This window comes from Pseudoduganella sp. (assembly GCF_041914865.1).
Taxonomy (GTDB): Bacteria; Pseudomonadota; Gammaproteobacteria; order Burkholderiales; family Burkholderiaceae_D; genus Rugamonas.
Window position 1 is genome coordinate 63,337 of sequence record NZ_JAYSCO010000001.1, and the last position, 16,883, is coordinate 80,219.

The window sequence follows — 16,883 nt, forward strand, 5'->3', positions numbered from 1 at the left end:
GAGCGGGGATTTGTCACAACAAGTTCAGTTGAATCAGAACTTGTGCTCGATCTGCACGCGCAGTACGCGGCCACGGCGCGGCTCGAGGCCACGGATGTCCAGCACTGGCTTGCGGTTGAACACGTTGTCCACGTTGGCGTAGAAGGTCGTGTTCTTCATCAGGGTGTACGCAGCGTTCACATTCACCAGTACGTCGCGGTTGACGGTGCAGTATTCCGCAGGATAGCCACGAGCCTCGCAACCTTCCACAGTGTTCTGCTCGTCGTACTTGTCGTCGATCAACAGGGTCGCCGGCGTGTACGTCACAGTGGCGCCAGCCTTGTATGGGCCGTTGCTCCACTGGGACGAGAAGCGCAGGCGATACTTGGCGTTGTCGTAGTTACCCACCAGGTTTTCGGTGTAGGTATCGGTCACGGTGTCCCAGCCACGCAGGTCCAGCTGGTAGTTCGCGCGCAGGGTGTTGATGACCTTACCGTAGGAACCCAGGTTGATGCGGTGGTTCAGTTCGAAGTCCAGGCCGGAAACCTTGGTACGGTTCAGGTTCTGGTAAGACTTCGAAATCGCCGAAATCGGACCGGTGGTGTGCGAAATACGCTTGCCGGTCAGTTCGAAGACGCGGTCGGACATGCGGCGGTCGTCATCGGTCACGGCCATACGCTGAACGGAACCTGGGATCTGGTCTTCGGTAGCCAGGATCTGCGACACATCGCGGGTGCCGATTTCGTCACGGCGTTCGATGCGGTAGTAATCCAGGCTCATGGACAGGTCCTTGGTCGGCTGCCACACGGTACCTGCGTTCACGGAGCGCGATTTTTCCGGCGCCAGGTCTGGATTGCCGGCCACATCCACAGCAGCGCTGGCCGCGCAGCCGCCAGCATCACGAGCGCGCAGCGCATCTGCCTTGTCCAGCGCGTTGCCCTTGTTCAGCTCATTGAACAGCTGGGTAGCGATAGCGCAACGCTTCGGATCCTGGATGCCGTTGTTGAAGGCCGACAGGGAGACCTTACCGGTTTCAGCAGCGTTCGGTGCACGGAAGCCCTGCGACACGGTACCACGCACCAACAGGGTTGGGTGCAGTTGGTAACGGGCAGCCAGCTTAGGTACGAAGTTGGCATCGGTCGAACCGACTTTATCGAAGCGCACCGCGCCGTTCAGTTCCAGGTCCTTGATGACCGGCGCAGCCAATTCAGCGTAGGCCGAATAGATATTGCGCGAGCCGGTCACTGCGATGGAACCGTAGCCCACCAGTTCGGCGTTCTTCACGTTGTCCGAAACCCAGGACTCGAAGGAGTCGCGGCGGTATTCACCACCCACAGCCAGCGACAGCGGGCCACCGGACAGTTGCATCAGTTCGCGCGAAGCACGGATATCGATGAACGATTGCTTGGACTCACCCAGGAAGCCGAATTTCGGGAACATCTTCAGCAGCAGGGCTTCATCGTTAACCTGGCCGAACTTGTAGGCGCCGCTCAGGACAGCGTCCAGGTAGTTCTTGGCGTGCTTGGTGCCGCGCTGTTTGGTTTCCGAACGGTTGGACATGATGCCGATCGCGCTGTTCCAGTCCCAACCGAAGTGGGTGCCTTCCAGGCCTGCCATCGCACGGTACTGGCGTGCGGTAGCTTCCGACTTGTACATATCGAGGTTGTCAGCGTAGCGGTAACGCAGCTGGATCGGGAAGCTGTACGGGTTGTATGGGTGGCCCGCAGGCAGCATTGGCTCAGTGAAGAACTCCAGGCGGCGCTCGGTGGCGTTGTACCAACGGCTAGGCGTGCCGGTGTACTGCATGATGGCCGGCGCGTTGTAGAAGGTGCTCTTGGTGTCGGACAGCTGGACTTCGGCGAAAGCGGTCAGGTTGTCGTCGATCTTCAGACGGCCACTGCTCATGAAGTTGACACGGTCAGCTTCGGCGTGGATACCAACACGATCCCACTGGTCGAAACGGCACAGGCCGCCTTCCAGGTTTTCAGGTTTGCAACCAGGTGCCGGGGTGGAGATCGCGGTGCCAGCCAGCTTTGGATCTGGGTAGTTCGCTGGGTAGCGGCCGATGTAGTTACCCGGGGTCGAGTAGGTCGAGCGGACACCGGTCGATGGGTTCACGACGAAGTACCAGTCAGGGAACTGGTTCAGCACCGCACGGTCGGTGTACGGATTGCGATGGTACAGTTCCAGGTTACCGTAGACGTTCCAGCCGTCGGCGTTGAAGTCGCCGATACCGCCGGTGATGGACGCGGTCTGGTCGCGGTCCAGGTCGCTCTTGTTCAGGTTCTGGCGCGCGCCAGCCTTCACGACCAGGCCGTTGTAGTCTTTCTTGGTGATGATATTGATCACACCGGCAACAGCGTCGGAGCCGTAAATTGCCGATGCGCCGTCCAGCAGGACTTCAACGCGTTCGATCACTTCGGTTGGGATCGAGTCGATGTTCACGAAGGTGACACGACCGCCATCCGCGGTACCAAAGTTAGGCATGCGGCGGCCGTTCACCAGGGTCAGGGTCGAACCCTTGCCCAGGTTACGCAGGCCCACGCCGGTTGCGCCGGAGGAGAAGGAGTTGCCGCTGGTCAGGTCGCTCAGCGTGCTCTGGTTGGACGAGGTAATGGTGTCCAGGATTTCGCGGACGGTCGAAGCACCGGTGGCTTTGATCTCTTCGCGGCTCAGGACTTGCACTGGGGATGCAGTCTGCTCATCGATGCCGCGCTTGATGTTGGAACCGGTAACGATAACTTTTTGCACCGCAGGCTGAGCGGCTGGAGCCTGGGTTTGCGCCAGTGCAACAGGACCCACCAGGGTCATAGCAACTGCGACAACGCAAGGTTTCAATACGTATTTCTTTTTCAACACATTCTCCCTAGAACGATTATCACGCTGCCCTTGCAATATGATTTCATTGAGCAGCAGATAAGGAGTTTTACATATCGTTACCTTTTTCAAAAGAGAATATTTGGCATATGAACAATCTTGTCCGTTTGCGTTGACAAATTACAACAGTACTTCGACAAATGAAAGATACACGAAGAGCGGCTTTCGCAGCCATGCCTGCCGGTGCCCACACCCCCGCCCGGGCCGCAGGCAATCTTATTCGGCCAGCCCGCCCGCAAGCATTAACTAATTAATATTCGTTACAATTTACGACAATTGAAAGTAATAATTTTTATTAAGGCGCATAAATAAAATGTAACCAGCAGGAAGCCTTAGTCGAGCACGCAATAAAAAAGCGCCCCGCAGGGCGCTTTGGATCGGCGAGGCCGGAAATTACTTGGCGTTCATCAGCGCCACAGTGGTGTCCAGCATGCGGTTGCTGAAGCCCCACTCGTTGTCGTACCAGGACGATACCTTGACCAGCTTGCCCGACACCTTGGTCAGGGTGGCGTCGAAGTTCGACGAAGCCGGGTTGTGGTTGAAGTCGACGGAAACCAGCGGCTCGGTGTTGTAGGTCAGCACGCCTTTCAGGGCGCCTTCCGAGGCTTCCTTCATGATCTTGTTGATCTCTTCCACGGTGGTGTCGCGCTTGGCGATGAAGGACAGGTCAACGATGGACACGTTGATGGTCGGCACGCGGATCGCGTAGCCGTCCAGCTTGCCGTTCAGCTCTGGCAGCACCAGGCCCACCGCGGCGGCGGCGCCGGTCTTGGTCGGGATCATGGACTGGGTGGCGGAACGGGCGCGGCGCAGGTCTTCGTGCATCACGTCGGTCAGCACCTGGTCGTTGGTGTAAGCGTGCACGGTGGTCATCAGGCCGGTTTCCAGGCCGATGGCGTCGTTCAGCGGCTTGACCAGCGGGGCCAGGCAGTTGGTGGTGCAGGAAGCGTTCGAGATCACGGTATCGGAAGCTTTCAGCACGCCGTGGTTCACGCCGTACACGACGGTCGCGTCAACGTCCTTGCCGCCTGGCGCGGAGATGATCACCTTCTTGGCGCCGCCTTTCAGGTGGGCCGAAGCTTTTTCCTTGGTGGTGAAGAAGCCGGTGCACTCCAGCACGACGTCCACGCCCAGCTCGCCCCATGGGATTTCTGCCGGGTTGCGCTGCGCGAAGACGCGGATCTTGTCGCCGTTGACGATCATGTGATCGCCTTCCACGGTGACGGTGCCGTTGAACTTGCCATGGGCGGTGTCGTAGCGGGTCAGGTGGGCGTTCGACTCTGCATTGCCCAGGTCGTTAATTGCCACGATCTGGATATCCTGCTTTTTGCCGCCTTCGTAGAAAGCGCGCAGGATATTGCGGCCGATACGGCCATAACCGTTGATTGCTACTTTGATCGTCATGCTGTTTACTCCTGATGATAGAAATTAGATGACTGCTTTGACCTTCGCCACGACATTCTCGACCGTGAAGCCGAAGTGCTTGAACAGCACGCCGGCCGGCGCGGATTCGCCGAAGGTGTCGATACCGACAACTGCGCCTTCCAGGCCCACATACTTGTACCAGAAAGCGGTAACGCCTGCTTCAATCGCCACGCGTGGCAGGCCCTTGGTCAGCACGGATGCCTTGTAGGCAGCGTCCTGGCGGTCGAACACGTCGGTCGATGGCATGGACACCACGCGCACCGGGGTGCCGGCGGCCTTCAGTTCGGCGGCGGCTTTCATTGCCAGTTCCACTTCGGAACCGGTGGCGATCAGGATGGCCTTGGCGCCTGGCTCGTCGGACAGCACGTAGCCGCCCTTGGCGATGTCGGCGATGGCCTGCGCGGAACGCTCGATGAACGGCAGGTTCTGGCGCGAGAAGATCAGGGTCGACGGGCCGTCGGCGCGCTTGATGGACTCGCCCCATGCCACCATCGATTCGGTGGTGTCGGCCGGACGCCAGTTATCCAGGTTAGGGATCAGGCGCAGCGAGGACACGTGTTCCACCGACTGGTGGGTCGGGCCGTCTTCGCCCAGGCCGATCGAGTCGTGGGTGAATACGAACAGCGAGCGCTGCTTCATCAGCGCGGCCATGCGCAGCGCGTTGCGGCTGTAGTCGGCGAAGGTCAGGAAGGTGGCGCCGAACGGGATGTAGCCGCCGTGCAGGGCGACGCCGTTCATGATCGCGGCCATGCCGAATTCACGCACGCCGTAGTTGATGTGGTTGCCTGGCACGCCGGAACGCACGGCAATGCACTCTTTCCAGTTGGTCAGGTTGGAGCCGGTCAGGTCGGCCGAACCGCCCAGGAATTCCGGCAGCACCGGCGCCAGGGCCTGGATCGCGTTCTGCGATGCCTTGCGGGTGGCGATGGTTTCTTTCTTCTCGACGGTGGAGGCGATGGCAGCCTGCAGGGTCGCTTCGAAATTGCCTGGCAGTTCGCCCTTCATGCGGCGGGTCAGTTCGGCAGCTTCGGTCGGGTATTTGGCGCTGTACTCGGCGAACATGGCGTTCCAGTCCGCTTCGAACTTGGCGCCCTGCTCCTTGAAGTTCCAGGCCTCGGCCACGTCGGCCGGCACGTCGAACGGCTCGGCGCCCCAGGAGATGTACTCACGCACTGCGGCGATTTCCTTGTCGCCCAGCGGTGCGCCGTGCACCTTGTCGCCGCCCTGCAGGTTAGGCGAGCCCTTGCCGATGATGGTCTTGCAGCAGATCAGGGTCGGCTTGTCGGCCTTCTTGGCCGCTTCGATGGCGGCGACAACGGCTGCCACGTCGTGGCCGTCCACGCTGCGGATCACGTTCCAGCCGTAGGCTTCGAAACGCTTCGGCGTGTCGTCGGTGAACCAGCCTTCGACCTTGCCGTCGATGGAGATGCCGTTGTCGTCGTACAGGGCGATCAGTTTTTTCAGGCCCAGGGTGCCGGCCAGCGAGCAGACCTCGTGCGAGATGCCTTCCATCAGGCAGCCGTCGCCCAGGAAGGCGTAGGTGTAGTGGTCGACCACGTCGAAGCCAGGCTTGTTGAATTCGGAAGCCAGCAGCCATTCAGCCAGCGCCATGCCGACCGCGTTGGCGATGCCCTGGCCCAGCGGGCCGGTGGTGGTTTCCACGCCTGGGGTGTAGCCCACTTCCGGGTGGCCCGGGGTCTTGGAATGCAGTTGGCGGAAGGCCTTCAGGTCGTCCATCGATACGTCGTAACCCGACAGGTGCAGCAGCGCGTAATGCAGCATCGAGCCGTGGCCGTTCGACAGCAGGAAGCGGTCGCGGTTGACCCAGGCTGGGTTGGTCGGGTTGTGGCGGTGATGACCGCTCCACAGTGCTACAGCGATCTCAGCCATGCCCATTGGCATGCCTGGGTGGCCGGAATTGGCCTTCTGAACAGCGTCCATTGCCAGCGCGCGGATCGCGTTGGCCATTTTGGTGAAGGGGAGCGAAGTTTTCATCGTGTATCGAGGAAGGTTGGAATTTGGTGCACTGCGGCGAGGGCCGCGTTTGGAACCCGATATTTTACCAGAGCGTGACACCTGCGCTTAAAATTGGTGCATTCCAACCTTTCCTGAGAGCTTTATGCCCCGTTTTCACGTGCCACAACCCCTTGCCGCCGGTCAGCAACTGGAACTGCCGCCGGACGTTGCCCACCACATCAACGTGGTGCGCATGGAACCGGGCGACACGCTGACCCTGTTCAACGGCGATGGCGGCGAGTATACGGCAGTGTTGACAGAAGTGCAAAAGAAAAAGGCCTGGGCCGAGATCAAGCTGTTCGCGCCGCGCGAGGTGGAGCTGCCGTTTGCCGTGACCCTGGCGCAGGCCCTGCCGGAAGGCACCAAGATGGACTGGATTATCGAGAAGGCGGTGGAACTGGGCGTGGCCGCCATCCAGCCGCTGGCGGCGCGGCGCTGCGTGGTGCGCCTGTCGGCGGAGCGGGCGGAAAAGAAGCTGGAGCATTGGAATGGCATCGTGGTGTCGGCTTCCGAGCAGTGCGGACGCAACCGGCTGGCCGCCGTCACGCCGCCGCTCGAGTTCCGCGACTGGATCGGGCGCCAGGAGTTGCACAAGCGCGTGATCCTGACGCCGCGCGCCACGGAGTCGCTGGCTGGCTGGGCGCGCCACCAGCCGGCGCAGGCACTGACCATCATGGTGGGACCGGAGGGCGGTTTTTCGGATGAGGAGGAGGCCGAGGCGCTGAAGCAAGGCGCCCTGCCCCTTTCCATCGGACCGCGCGTGCTGCGCACGGAGACTGCGGCGCTGGCGGCGGTATCGATCCTGTCGGCGGCCTGGGGCGGGATTTAAACCCGGAAAACCGGGTCTGACCCGCAGGGTCAGACCCTGTCTGCTCAACTCTCCTCCCCCGCCCTGCGGTTTTTAGAACTTGTACCCGGCAACCAGATACAGCTGGCGCCCCAGCGGATCGGTGTACCGACCGTCATACCCCAGCTGGTTGCCGCCGCCCGCAATGCGCTGCGAGAACGGCGGCTCGCGGTCAAACAGGTTCTTCACGCCGCCGGTCAGGGTCAGGCTGGGATTCAGCTTGAAGCGCGTCTGCCAATCCCACACCAGGTAATCGTCCACCTTGCGGCTCAGCGAAACAAAGTTGCCCGCCGCGTCGCGCACGGCCTGGCTGCTGGCCGCGATCGGCATATCGTGGTAGCCCGACTTGTACACCCCGGTCAGCGAATGCGACAGGCGGTCCGACTGCTTCCAGCCCATCTGCAGCTTGCTGATCCAGCGGAACGTCACCGAGTTGTACGAATCAAAGCGCCCCACGCTGTTCTCGACCGGATCGGTGGCCAGGGTCTGGAAGTCCGCCTTCAGCATATAGGTACCGGTCCAGTGGAAGTTCAGCTTGCCCATGCGGTAAGTGTGGTCCCAGTCGATGCCGCGATAGTGCGAACGGGCCAGGTTGAACGGCGTCAGCGAGGCCGCCAGCACATTCTCCTTCTGGATCGGGTCGTAGTAGGAAACGAACAGGCCCATATACTTGGCCGGGTTGCCGAACACTTCATTTTCGGGCAGCTTGGAGATCTGGTCCTTGATCTTCACATCCCACAGGTCAAGGCCGAGCGACAGGTTCTTGCTCGGTTCCACGCGCAGGCCAAGCGACGCCTGCTTTGAGGTTTCCGGCTTCAGGCCTGCCGCGCCGGTGTAAGGATTGCCGCCGTTTAGCAGGTTGTATTCCTTGGTCCCGTCACACAGCGTCAGCAGCGGGCCGGACGTGATCGGGCATGGGTGGGCATTGGCCACGCCGCCGCCCTGCAGCGGGTTGGTGATGTCGGTCAGCACCGGCGCCTTGAAGCCGGTGCCGTAGGAGCCGCGCAGCAGCATGCTGTCGCTCGGGCGCCAGGCCGCCGCCAGCTTGTACGTGCTCTTGCTGGCCTCATTGCCTTTCACCGCGGGCGCCACCAGCTTGCCGGCGGAGTCGAAGTTCATCTTGTCCTTGACCGCGTCATAGCTGTCGTAGCGCAGGTCGGCCGTCACCTCCAGCCCCTTCACCACCGGCACCACCAGCTCGGCAAAGGCGCCCCAGCTCTTGCGCGTGGCATCGGTCGGGAACGAACCCTGGATGCCGCCGATCGGGCTGTCGGTGAAATTCGGCTGCAGGCTGTTGGCGCCCATGGTGATCGCGCTCGGGTCGTAGACATACTTCTGGCGCATCACGTCGCCGCCCAGCGCCAGCATGGCCGCGCCGCCAGGCGCCTGGAACACTTCGCGCGAGCCGCGCAGGTTCAGCACGTTCAGGCTGGAACGGGTTTCATCGAGCTGCTGGTGCAGCACGGCGGAAGACAGCGCGGCGCGGGTTTCCGCCGTCGGCACGATGAAGGGGTTGTAGGTGCCGGCCGCCATCAGCGCATCCAGCTTGTCGCTCGAGGTGTAGCCCGCCACCGCATGGTCGGCGGCCGTGCTGGCCGAATGGGTGAAGGCCGCTTCCAGGTCCCAGCCCCACTGCGCGCCGCGCAGGCCGAAGGCCAGGTGCTTGGCATCGGTCTTCCAGTCGTCGGTGCGGCCGCCGGCATCGACCAGGCGCAGCGACATGGTGGCGGAGTTGACGGACGCGGGGTCGATGCCGAGCTTGACCAGGGCCGGCACCACGTGCGCCTTGTACAGCGGCGAATTGATGTTCAGCGACAGCGGCTGCGCCGGCGGCGCATAGCGTGCCGTGCTGGTGAACTTGGAATACAGGCCTTCGGCGAAGAAGGTCCAGTCGCTGCCCAGCTTGATGTTGGTGGAACCGAACAGGCCGTCGCGCTTCATTTCCGGCAGCAGTTCCACCACGGCGCCGTAGTTGTACAGGCAGCGGTTGCCGACCTGGAAGGTATTGGCCGCGCCGCACTTGCCGCTGGTGACCAGGCTCGGGTTGAAGGCGGGGTTGCCGTTGGCGGTACGCACCGTGACGTTGCCGGGGATCGAGTTGCCGGACAGCTGGTACAGCTCATAACGCTTGCCCCCCTCTTCGAAAGCATGCACGCCGCCGGGCGCGGCAAAGCGGCGCTGGCTGGCGTTCAGCTCCTTCTGCGTATCGTGGCTGTAAGCCAGCAGCACATTGAAGCCATCGCTCTCGAGGTCGCCGAAGCCCTTGGACAGCGCGACATTGGTGGTGGCGCCGGCGCTGCCCTTGGTCGGGCGGTTGTAGGTCAGTTCAAGATTGGCATCGGTCTGGTTCTTCTTCAGGATGAAGTTGACCACGCCGGCAATCGCATCGGAACCATACAGCGCGGAGGCGCCGTCGGTCAGGATCTCGACCCGCTCCACCGCCGCCAGCGGGATCGACGCCAGGTTGACGGCGGACCCGGAGCTGTACGGCGCAATGCGGCGCCCATTCAGCAGCACCAGGGTATAGCCGGAGCCGATCGCGTGCACGGAGGCGGTCTGCACGCCGCCGCCGCCGCCGTTGATCGAGGTGGATGCGGTCACGAAGCCCTGCATCGAAGGCAGCGTGGCCACCAGGTCGGCCACGGTGTTGGCGCCGGTTTGTTCGATCTGCGCCTTGGACAAGGTCTGCACCGGCAGCGCGCCCTCAATGGCCACGCGCTTGATGGCCGAACCGGTGATTTCAACGCGCTGGATATTTTCCTCAGCCAGGGCCTGCTGGGCCGACAGGCCCACGCCGACCGCGAACATCAGCCGCACTGAGCGCGACAGGATGGTTTCTTTCATTGTCGTTTCCTCTTTGACTCTCTGATTGTTGTTAGCCGCGATGTGCGGCCTTGCCATCAAAGCATGTCGTTACAACAAGGAACAACGGCTGATTGGAGGTTGTGCCGGAGTCGCCGCGCCGCCTGGACGGATCTGCCTATCCGCTATGGCGCGCGCGCCACGAATGCTAAGCGGCGCTGCCAGGCGCCTTTCGCATGCGCAAAAAAAAACCGCTGCTTGCGCAGCGGTTTTTTCACTTCAGCTCAAACGATCAGAAGCGGTAGTTGTACTCTGCAGTCAGCTTGATGGTGCGTGGAGCGGTGTAGCTCAGCACGTTGCCGTACAGGGCGTTGACAGTGGTGGCGCTGTCGGTGTTGTACTCTTCGGTCATGTTCTGAGCGATCTGGCGGTTGAGGATGTTGAATACATCAACCTTCAGGCTCAGGCCCTTGACGTAGGATGGCGAGTACACGAAGTTCATGTCCAGGCGGTTGTCGGTCGGCATGCGGCCGCGGGAACCACGTGGAGCAGGCTTGCCATCGCAGAAGAAGAACGACGAGTTGTACTGCACTGCTGGGTTGGTTGCCGGGTCGAAGCTTGGCGGCAGGTTACCGATACAGTTCTTCGGACGGCCGGAAGCCAGCAGGAAGTTGGCGCCCACGTTGATCTCCGGAGTGACCTGGTAGAAGCCGTAAGCCTTCAGCTGGTGCTTACGATCGTTCGGCAGCAGGCCGTCGGCGTACAGCGACAGTTCCGGATGGTCGAACACGGCGGTGGTTGCCACGTCAGCCTGGCCGGAGTCGGAACGGGTCTGGCCTTCGGTGTTACCCGCATTGCGCGACAGGGTGTAGTTCACCTTGCCGTACCAGCCGTTACGCAGTGGGTGTTCCGCGAACAGGTCCAGTGCGGTGTAGGTACGCTTCACTTTCGGGAAGCCCATCTCGGCAGCGGTCAGGTGCACCTTGGTCAGACGGCCGTCGCCGGCGAAGTCGATCATGAAGGTGTTGTCGCGGCCTGGATTGAACAGTGCGCAAGGGAAGGAGTAGTGCGAGGAATCCACGCCGTTACGTGCCGCCCAGGCGTCGAATGGACGCTGGTCGCAGGTATCGTCAATGGTCGAACGCAGCTTACGGTAGGTGAACTTGGCGCCGTAGTTCAGGTCAGGCGAGTGGGCGCGCTCGAAGCCGGCGATCAGTTCATCCTGGTACAGGGCCTTCATGTCCTGCGCAGCAACGGTACGTGGGTCTTTCGACTGGCCGAACTCGTTGTTGGTCGAGGTCACACCGCTCAGTGGCACCAGGCCGGTCGGCGCAGCGCTGCCTGCTTCGGTGCCGGAGTAGGTGAAGTACTCGCGGGTGAACAGCGATGCACCGGCGGCGCGCACGGCGACGTTGGTTGGCATCTGCAGATGGTAGCGGCCGAGGTTACCGAACACCTTCATCGAGTTGTCGCCGTTCATGTCCCAGGTAGCGCCCAGGCGTGGGGCCAGCTGGTGACGCTGCGACACATAAGCCTGGTTGTCACCGTTGAAGTTGGTGAACTGTTCGTTACGCAGGCCGGCCTTGATCAGGATGTTCTTGCTGACTTGCCATGCGTCTTCGATGTACTGCGCTGCCTGTTCCACGGACGGGGTCGACACGCCGGACACCTTCACACGCTGCACGTAGTAACCCTGGGTACCCAGGCCGCCATTGCTGGCTGGAGCGCGGATGCCTGGGCCGATGGCGATGTTCGGGTCAGTTGCCTTGCCGTATTGCCAGGTACCGCCACCAGCACGGCTGGTACCGGCTTTGGACGAGATGTCGTTCTTGTCCATACCGACGCGGATGGTGTGGTCGCCTGCTTTCCACTGCAGGTTCAGCGCCTTCACTTCCTGCTTGTCGTTGGCACCTGGGGTCAGGATGTTACCGGTGGTGTTCTGCTGGCTGTTGACATAGTTAAAGCCTGGCACCTGGGCGCTGGCCGGTGCCGTCACCTGCAGCACATTCGGGTTGTAGTTCAGCGGGGTGTAGACGTGATCGGTCCGGCTGCTACCGAGCATGGCGGTCAGGGTGACGTTCTCCGACAGGTTGCCGGTATAGTTCAGGATCTTGATCTCTGCACCAACGCGGGCTGCGATCGGGGTTGGGCCATAGCTCTCGTAGTGCGCGCCGCCGTTGACGGTGGTGCCGTGCGCCAGCGGCGCCAGGCCGTTGACCGGAGTGTCCTTGTAGTTGAAGGCGTAGTACTTACGATCCGATTCCGGCTTGTCGTCGATATAGGTGGCTTCCAGACGGTGGTCGTCGTTGATGTTCCAGTCGACTTTCACCAGGGCGCGGCCGATGCGCTCGCGGTTCTCTTGCCAGCCGGTGGTCGACGCAGCAGCGCTGTCGGCGTTCACGCGGACGGTTTCGATGTTGCGGCGGGTACGCTCAACGTTGGCGTACATGAACAGGGTGTCCTTGATCAGCGGGCCGCCAACGTACAGGCTGCCAATCTTGCGCTCGATCTTGTCGCCGGCCAGATAGGTGTACAGCTTGCCGTCGGTCGCCGCATTCTCAGGCGCGCCGGTCTTCGCGTAGTAAATGTTTTTCGGGGTCGAGCGCAGGGAATCCGGCTCCCAGCTCATGCTGCCGCCGACTTCCCAGGTGTTGGTACCGCGCTTGGTCGAGATATTCACCACACCGCCGGTGGAACGGCCGAATTCCGCACCGAAGCCGCCGGTCAGCACCTGTGCCTGGGCGATCGAGCCGAATGGCAGTTCGGAGGAACCGACCTGGAACAGCACGTTGGTGATTGGGAAACCGTTGATGTAGAACGCGTTCTCGGATGCCGCGGAGCCGCCGAAGGAAGGCGCGTTGCTGTCGCCGTAGCGGGAGTCGCCGCGGGTGGTGTTCGGTGCCAGCTGGATGATCGATGCCACGGTTGGCGTCACTGGCAGCTTGGCCAGTTCGCGCGCGGAGAAGGTGGCGCCGCTGTTGGTGTTCGATACGTCGATACGGCTGCGGGTGCCGGTAATCTGCACCTTGGCGATCGAGGTGGCGGTGAAGGATGCGTCGGTACCCTGACCGATGTTCACCTGTACCTCGGAGGTATTAACAACTTTGCCATCGCGTACCAGTTCCACCTTGTAGGTACCCACTGGCAGTGCGGTGAACTGGTAGCGCCCATTCGCTTCCGGCGAAATGGAACGCTTCTGGCCAGTTTCCTTGTTGTGCACCACGATGGTTGCACCGGCTGGCGAATCGACCTGGCCGTAGATGTTACCGGACGCGTTCGACTGAGCCATTGCTGGCTCCATCACGGCCACCCCCACGGCGCCCGTGGCAAATGCCAGGGTCAAGGCACGTGCAATTACAGTTTTTCTCAACATTTTCAGTTCCTAAAGTAAGCAGGTTCAAGCATGCAACTGGTGGTCCCACCGGCCACGTGCCAGCATTGATTTATCATTATTTCCCGACTACTACCTTAATGCTGCCTCGCAAACTGCGAGCGCTGCGATCATTCACGGTTGAATTGATTGCAGCTGCTGTATGGAATCACGCCAAATACTATTCAGTCAATGAATAACAGGCCAATATTAATAAAACACAACACTTTGGACGGGCGAAGTTGTACAAAGATAGAAGCAGTTCGATACAATTCGTGACAATGCAGGGGCTTCCCTTATGAAAGCTGCAAATGGAAGGATAGTGATAGTAAATAATTCAGAAAAACAATTTCTGAATTATCGGCATTAATTCAGGCGAATGCTGAATTAAGTTTTCCGGAAGGGGGGCATTATTTTATTAATAATTAGCGCACCAGGCTGGTGCAATGACCCTGAGCAACTATTACATCGCCGGCGGAGAAAGTACAGCAATAAATGACTTTTCAGCGCTGGCGGGCGCGCCGCCGTTGCGTTTATACAACCGGGGAAAGCGGGTAGAATGTCGCCTTTGGGCCCGTTGCGCGCCCCATCCTGCCGAGAAAGATCACCATGTTGCGACTGAACGAAATCAAGCTTCCACTCAACCACGCGGAACCGGAACTGGCCCAGGCCATCCTGGCGCGCCTGAAGATTTCTCCGGAGCAAATGCTGGGCTTTACCGTCTATAAGCGCAGTTATGACGCGCGCAAGAAGGCCAACATCTTCCTGATCTATTCGGTCGACGTGGAAACCACGGACGACGCCGGCATCCTGGCGCGCCGCAGCGACGACAAGCACCTGATGCCCTCGCCCGACATGGCCTACAAGTTCGTGGCGCAGGGCGTGAATGCCGCCGGCAAGCAGCCGCGCCCGGTGGTCATCGGCATGGGTCCGTGCGGCCTGTTCGCCGGCCTGATCCTGGCCCAGATGGGCCTGAAACCGATCATCCTCGAGCGCGGCAAGACCGTGCGCGAGCGCACCAAGGACACCTTCGGCTTCTGGCGCAAGCGCCAGCTGAATCCCGAATCGAACGTGCAGTTCGGCGAAGGCGGCGCCGGCACCTTCTCGGACGGCAAACTGTACAGCCAGATCAGCGACCCGAAACACTATGGCCGCAAGGTGCTGACCGAGTTCGTCAAATCCGGTGCGCCGGAAGAAATCGTCTACGTCAGCAAGCCGCACATCGGCACCTTCCGCCTGGTGAAGATGGTGGAAAACATGCGCGAGGAAATCCAGTCCCTGGGTGGCGAAATCCGCTTCGAGCAGCGCGTGACCGACTTCGACATCCGCGAGGAAAACGGCGTGCGCCAGATGCGCGGCCTGCACCTGGCCAGCGGCGAGTACCTGGAAGCGAGCCACGTGGTGCTGGCCATCGGCCACAGCTCGCGCGACACCTTCGAGAAACTGTACGAACGCGGCGTGTACGTGGAAGCCAAGCCGTTCTCGATCGGCTTCCGCGTCGAGCACCCGCAGTCGCTGATCGACCAGTGCCGCTTCGGCCCGAACGCCGGCCACCCGATCCTGGGTGCCGCCGACTACAAGCTGGTGCACCACGCCAGCAATGGCCGCGCCGTGTACAGCTTCTGCATGTGCCCGGGCGGCACCGTGGTGGCGGCGGCCTCCGAGCCGGGCCGCGTGGTCACCAACGGCATGTCGCAGTACTCGCGCGCCGAGCGCAATGCCAACAGCGCCATCGTGGTGTCGATCAGCCCGGAAGTCGATTACCCGGGCCATCCGCTGGCCGGCATCGCCCTGCAGCGCGAGCTGGAAGAAAAAGCCTTCAAGCTGGGCGGCGAAAACTACAATGCGCCGGGCCAGCTGATGGGCGACTTCGTGGCCGGCGTGCCATCCACCGACGTGGGCGGCGTGATCCCTTCCTTCAAGCCCGGCATCACCTGGACCGACCTGGCCACCATCCTGCCGGAGTACGCCGTGGTGGCGCTGCGCGAAGCCTTCCCGGCCTTCGACAAGCAGGTCAAGGGTTACTTCAAGCACGACGCCGTGCTGACCGGCCTGGAAACCCGCACCTCGTCGCCGATCCGCATCAAGCGCAACAACGACGACCTGCAAAGCCTGAACACACGCGGCCTGTTCCCGGCCGGCGAAGGCGCCGGCTATGCCGGCGGCATCCTGTCGGCCGGCGTCGACGGCATCAAGGTGGCGGAAGCGGTGGCGCTGTCTATGCAGGCGGTGGACAAGCAGTCCTGACCTCGAGCGGCAGGTGCAGGTGGAAGCGGCAGCCCTCGCCGGGCTTGCTGTGCACGTCCACGCTGCCGCCCATCTGCTGCATGATGGTGTACACGATATGCATGCCGAGCCCGGAACCGCCCTGCCCGCGCTTGGTGGTGAAGAACGGTTCGTAAATCTTGTCGCGCACGCCCGGCGCCAGGCCCACGCCCTGGTCGGTGAAATGCATGTCGAGCCAGCCGTCCGCCGCCGCCGCGCTGACCAGGACCGGGCCACCCCGCCCGTCCGGATAGGCGTGGCGCGCGGCGTTCATCAGCAGGTTGGACAGCACTTGCGAGAACTTCCCGGGCGGCAGGCGCGGCCGCAGTAGCGGGTCGATCTCGACTGTCACTTTGATGCCCGCCTTGCGCAGCTCCGGGCTGTGGGCCGACACCACACCTTGCACATAATCGGCCAGCGCCAGCGTGCTGACATGCTCGGTGCCCTGGTCCACCGCCAGCTGCTTGAAATTGCCGATCAGCCCAGCGGCGCGGTGCAGGTTCTGCTCGATCAGGGCGGCCGCATCGTTCAGGCGCGCCGCCAGGTTGACCAGGTCCGAACGGCTGACCTTGGGCGCTTCCAGCGCCTGCACCAGCTGACCGGTGTAGCTGCTCATGGCCGAGGCGGCCGTCAATGCCACGCCAACCGGCGTATTCACCTCATGCGCCACGCCCGCCACCAGCGAACCGAGCGCCGCCAGTTTTTCCTGCTCCACCAGGCTGGCCTGCGCCGCACGCAAGGCCTCGGTACGGCGTTCCACTTTCTCCTCCAGCATGTGCTCGCGGTCCTGGTGCTGCAGTTCGGCCGCTGCGCGCGCGGTGAAGATTGACAGCAGCGACAGCGCCAGCAGGCGTTTGTTCTCGTCGATCGGCTTGGTGTCGATGGCCGACAGGATGCCCAGCGTCTTGCCTTCGGTATCGACCATGGGCATGCCGACATAGCTTTCCGCCCGCATGTCGACCAGCAGCGTATCGAGCGGGTAGTCGCGCTGGATGCCGCTGCCGTGGAAGCACATGGTCTGGCACGTCACGTCCTGGCAAGGCGTGTGCTCCAGGCTGTAATCCATATTCGGCAGGAAGCCGTCGCCGCCCCATACCGACAGGGTGCGGATGCCCTCGTGCCCGTCGGGCATGCGAATCACGCGGCCGGCGATCACATAGGTCACATCCAGCGCCGCCGCCAGGTCGCGCACCAGCACGCGGAAGAATTCGTCGCCGCGCGCGCGCGCGGTGGAATCGGTAATCGAGCGCAACGCCGCCTCGGCCAGGATGCGCGCGTCATTGGCATCGAATAATTGCATGG

8 protein-coding genes are annotated in these 16,883 nt (G+C 61.9%); 2 read left to right on the top strand and 6 right to left on the bottom strand.

Going from position 1 to position 16,883, the window contains the following annotated elements:
• Nucleotides 1-33: 33 nt before the first annotated feature.
• The 3 genes from ACE3TQ_RS00235 to tkt form a co-directional block, all read right to left on the bottom strand.
• The gene (locus tag ACE3TQ_RS00235) at nucleotides 34-2,790 is read right to left on the bottom strand and encodes a TonB-dependent receptor domain-containing protein (RefSeq protein ID WP_374579878.1); all 2,757 of its coding nucleotides are present in this window, start codon (nucleotides 2,788-2,790) and stop codon (nucleotides 34-36) included.
• 459 nt (nucleotides 2,791-3,249) lie between these two features.
• Nucleotides 3,250-4,260, bottom strand: a complete 1,011-nt coding sequence (gene gap / locus ACE3TQ_RS00240) for a type I glyceraldehyde-3-phosphate dehydrogenase (RefSeq protein ID WP_374579879.1) — start codon at nucleotides 4,258-4,260, stop codon at nucleotides 3,250-3,252.
• A 24-nt stretch (nucleotides 4,261-4,284) separates the two neighbouring features.
• Complete coding sequence (tkt, locus tag ACE3TQ_RS00245; RefSeq protein ID WP_374579880.1) at nucleotides 4,285-6,276, bottom strand: transketolase; 1,992 nt, start codon at nucleotides 6,274-6,276, stop codon at nucleotides 4,285-4,287.
• Nucleotides 6,277-6,400: 124 nt separating this feature from the next.
• On the opposite strand from tkt, the gene ACE3TQ_RS00250 reads away from it, so the two are divergent.
• Complete coding sequence (locus tag ACE3TQ_RS00250; RefSeq protein WP_374579881.1) at nucleotides 6,401-7,126, top strand: 16S rRNA (uracil(1498)-N(3))-methyltransferase; 726 nt, start codon at nucleotides 6,401-6,403, stop codon at nucleotides 7,124-7,126.
• A gap of 72 nt (nucleotides 7,127-7,198) precedes the next feature.
• On the opposite strand, the gene ACE3TQ_RS00255 is transcribed toward ACE3TQ_RS00250, so the two are convergent.
• Both ACE3TQ_RS00255 and ACE3TQ_RS00260 read right to left on the bottom strand, forming a co-directional pair.
• On the bottom strand, nucleotides 7,199-9,988 hold the full coding sequence (locus ACE3TQ_RS00255; RefSeq protein ID WP_374579882.1) for a TonB-dependent receptor: 2,790 nt from the start codon (nucleotides 9,986-9,988) through the stop codon (nucleotides 7,199-7,201).
• A gap of 250 nt (nucleotides 9,989-10,238) precedes the next feature.
• Nucleotides 10,239-13,235 carry a carboxypeptidase regulatory-like domain-containing protein gene (locus tag ACE3TQ_RS00260; protein WP_374579883.1) on the bottom strand — a complete coding sequence of 999 codons (2,997 nt, stop codon included), beginning with the start codon at nucleotides 13,233-13,235 and terminating at the stop codon, nucleotides 10,239-10,241.
• 690 nt (nucleotides 13,236-13,925) lie between these two features.
• On the opposite strand from ACE3TQ_RS00260, the gene ACE3TQ_RS00265 reads away from it, so the two are divergent.
• On the top strand, nucleotides 13,926-15,563 hold the full coding sequence (locus ACE3TQ_RS00265; RefSeq protein WP_374579884.1) for an NAD(P)/FAD-dependent oxidoreductase: 1,638 nt from the start codon (nucleotides 13,926-13,928) through the stop codon (nucleotides 15,561-15,563).
• Here ACE3TQ_RS00265 and ACE3TQ_RS00270 read toward each other — a convergent pair.
• Complete coding sequence (locus ACE3TQ_RS00270; protein WP_374579885.1) at nucleotides 15,535-16,881, bottom strand: sensor histidine kinase; 1,347 nt, start codon at nucleotides 16,879-16,881, stop codon at nucleotides 15,535-15,537. The two genes, ACE3TQ_RS00265 and ACE3TQ_RS00270, sit on opposite strands and share 29 nt — an antisense overlap.
• Nucleotides 16,882-16,883 lie beyond the last annotated feature (2 nt).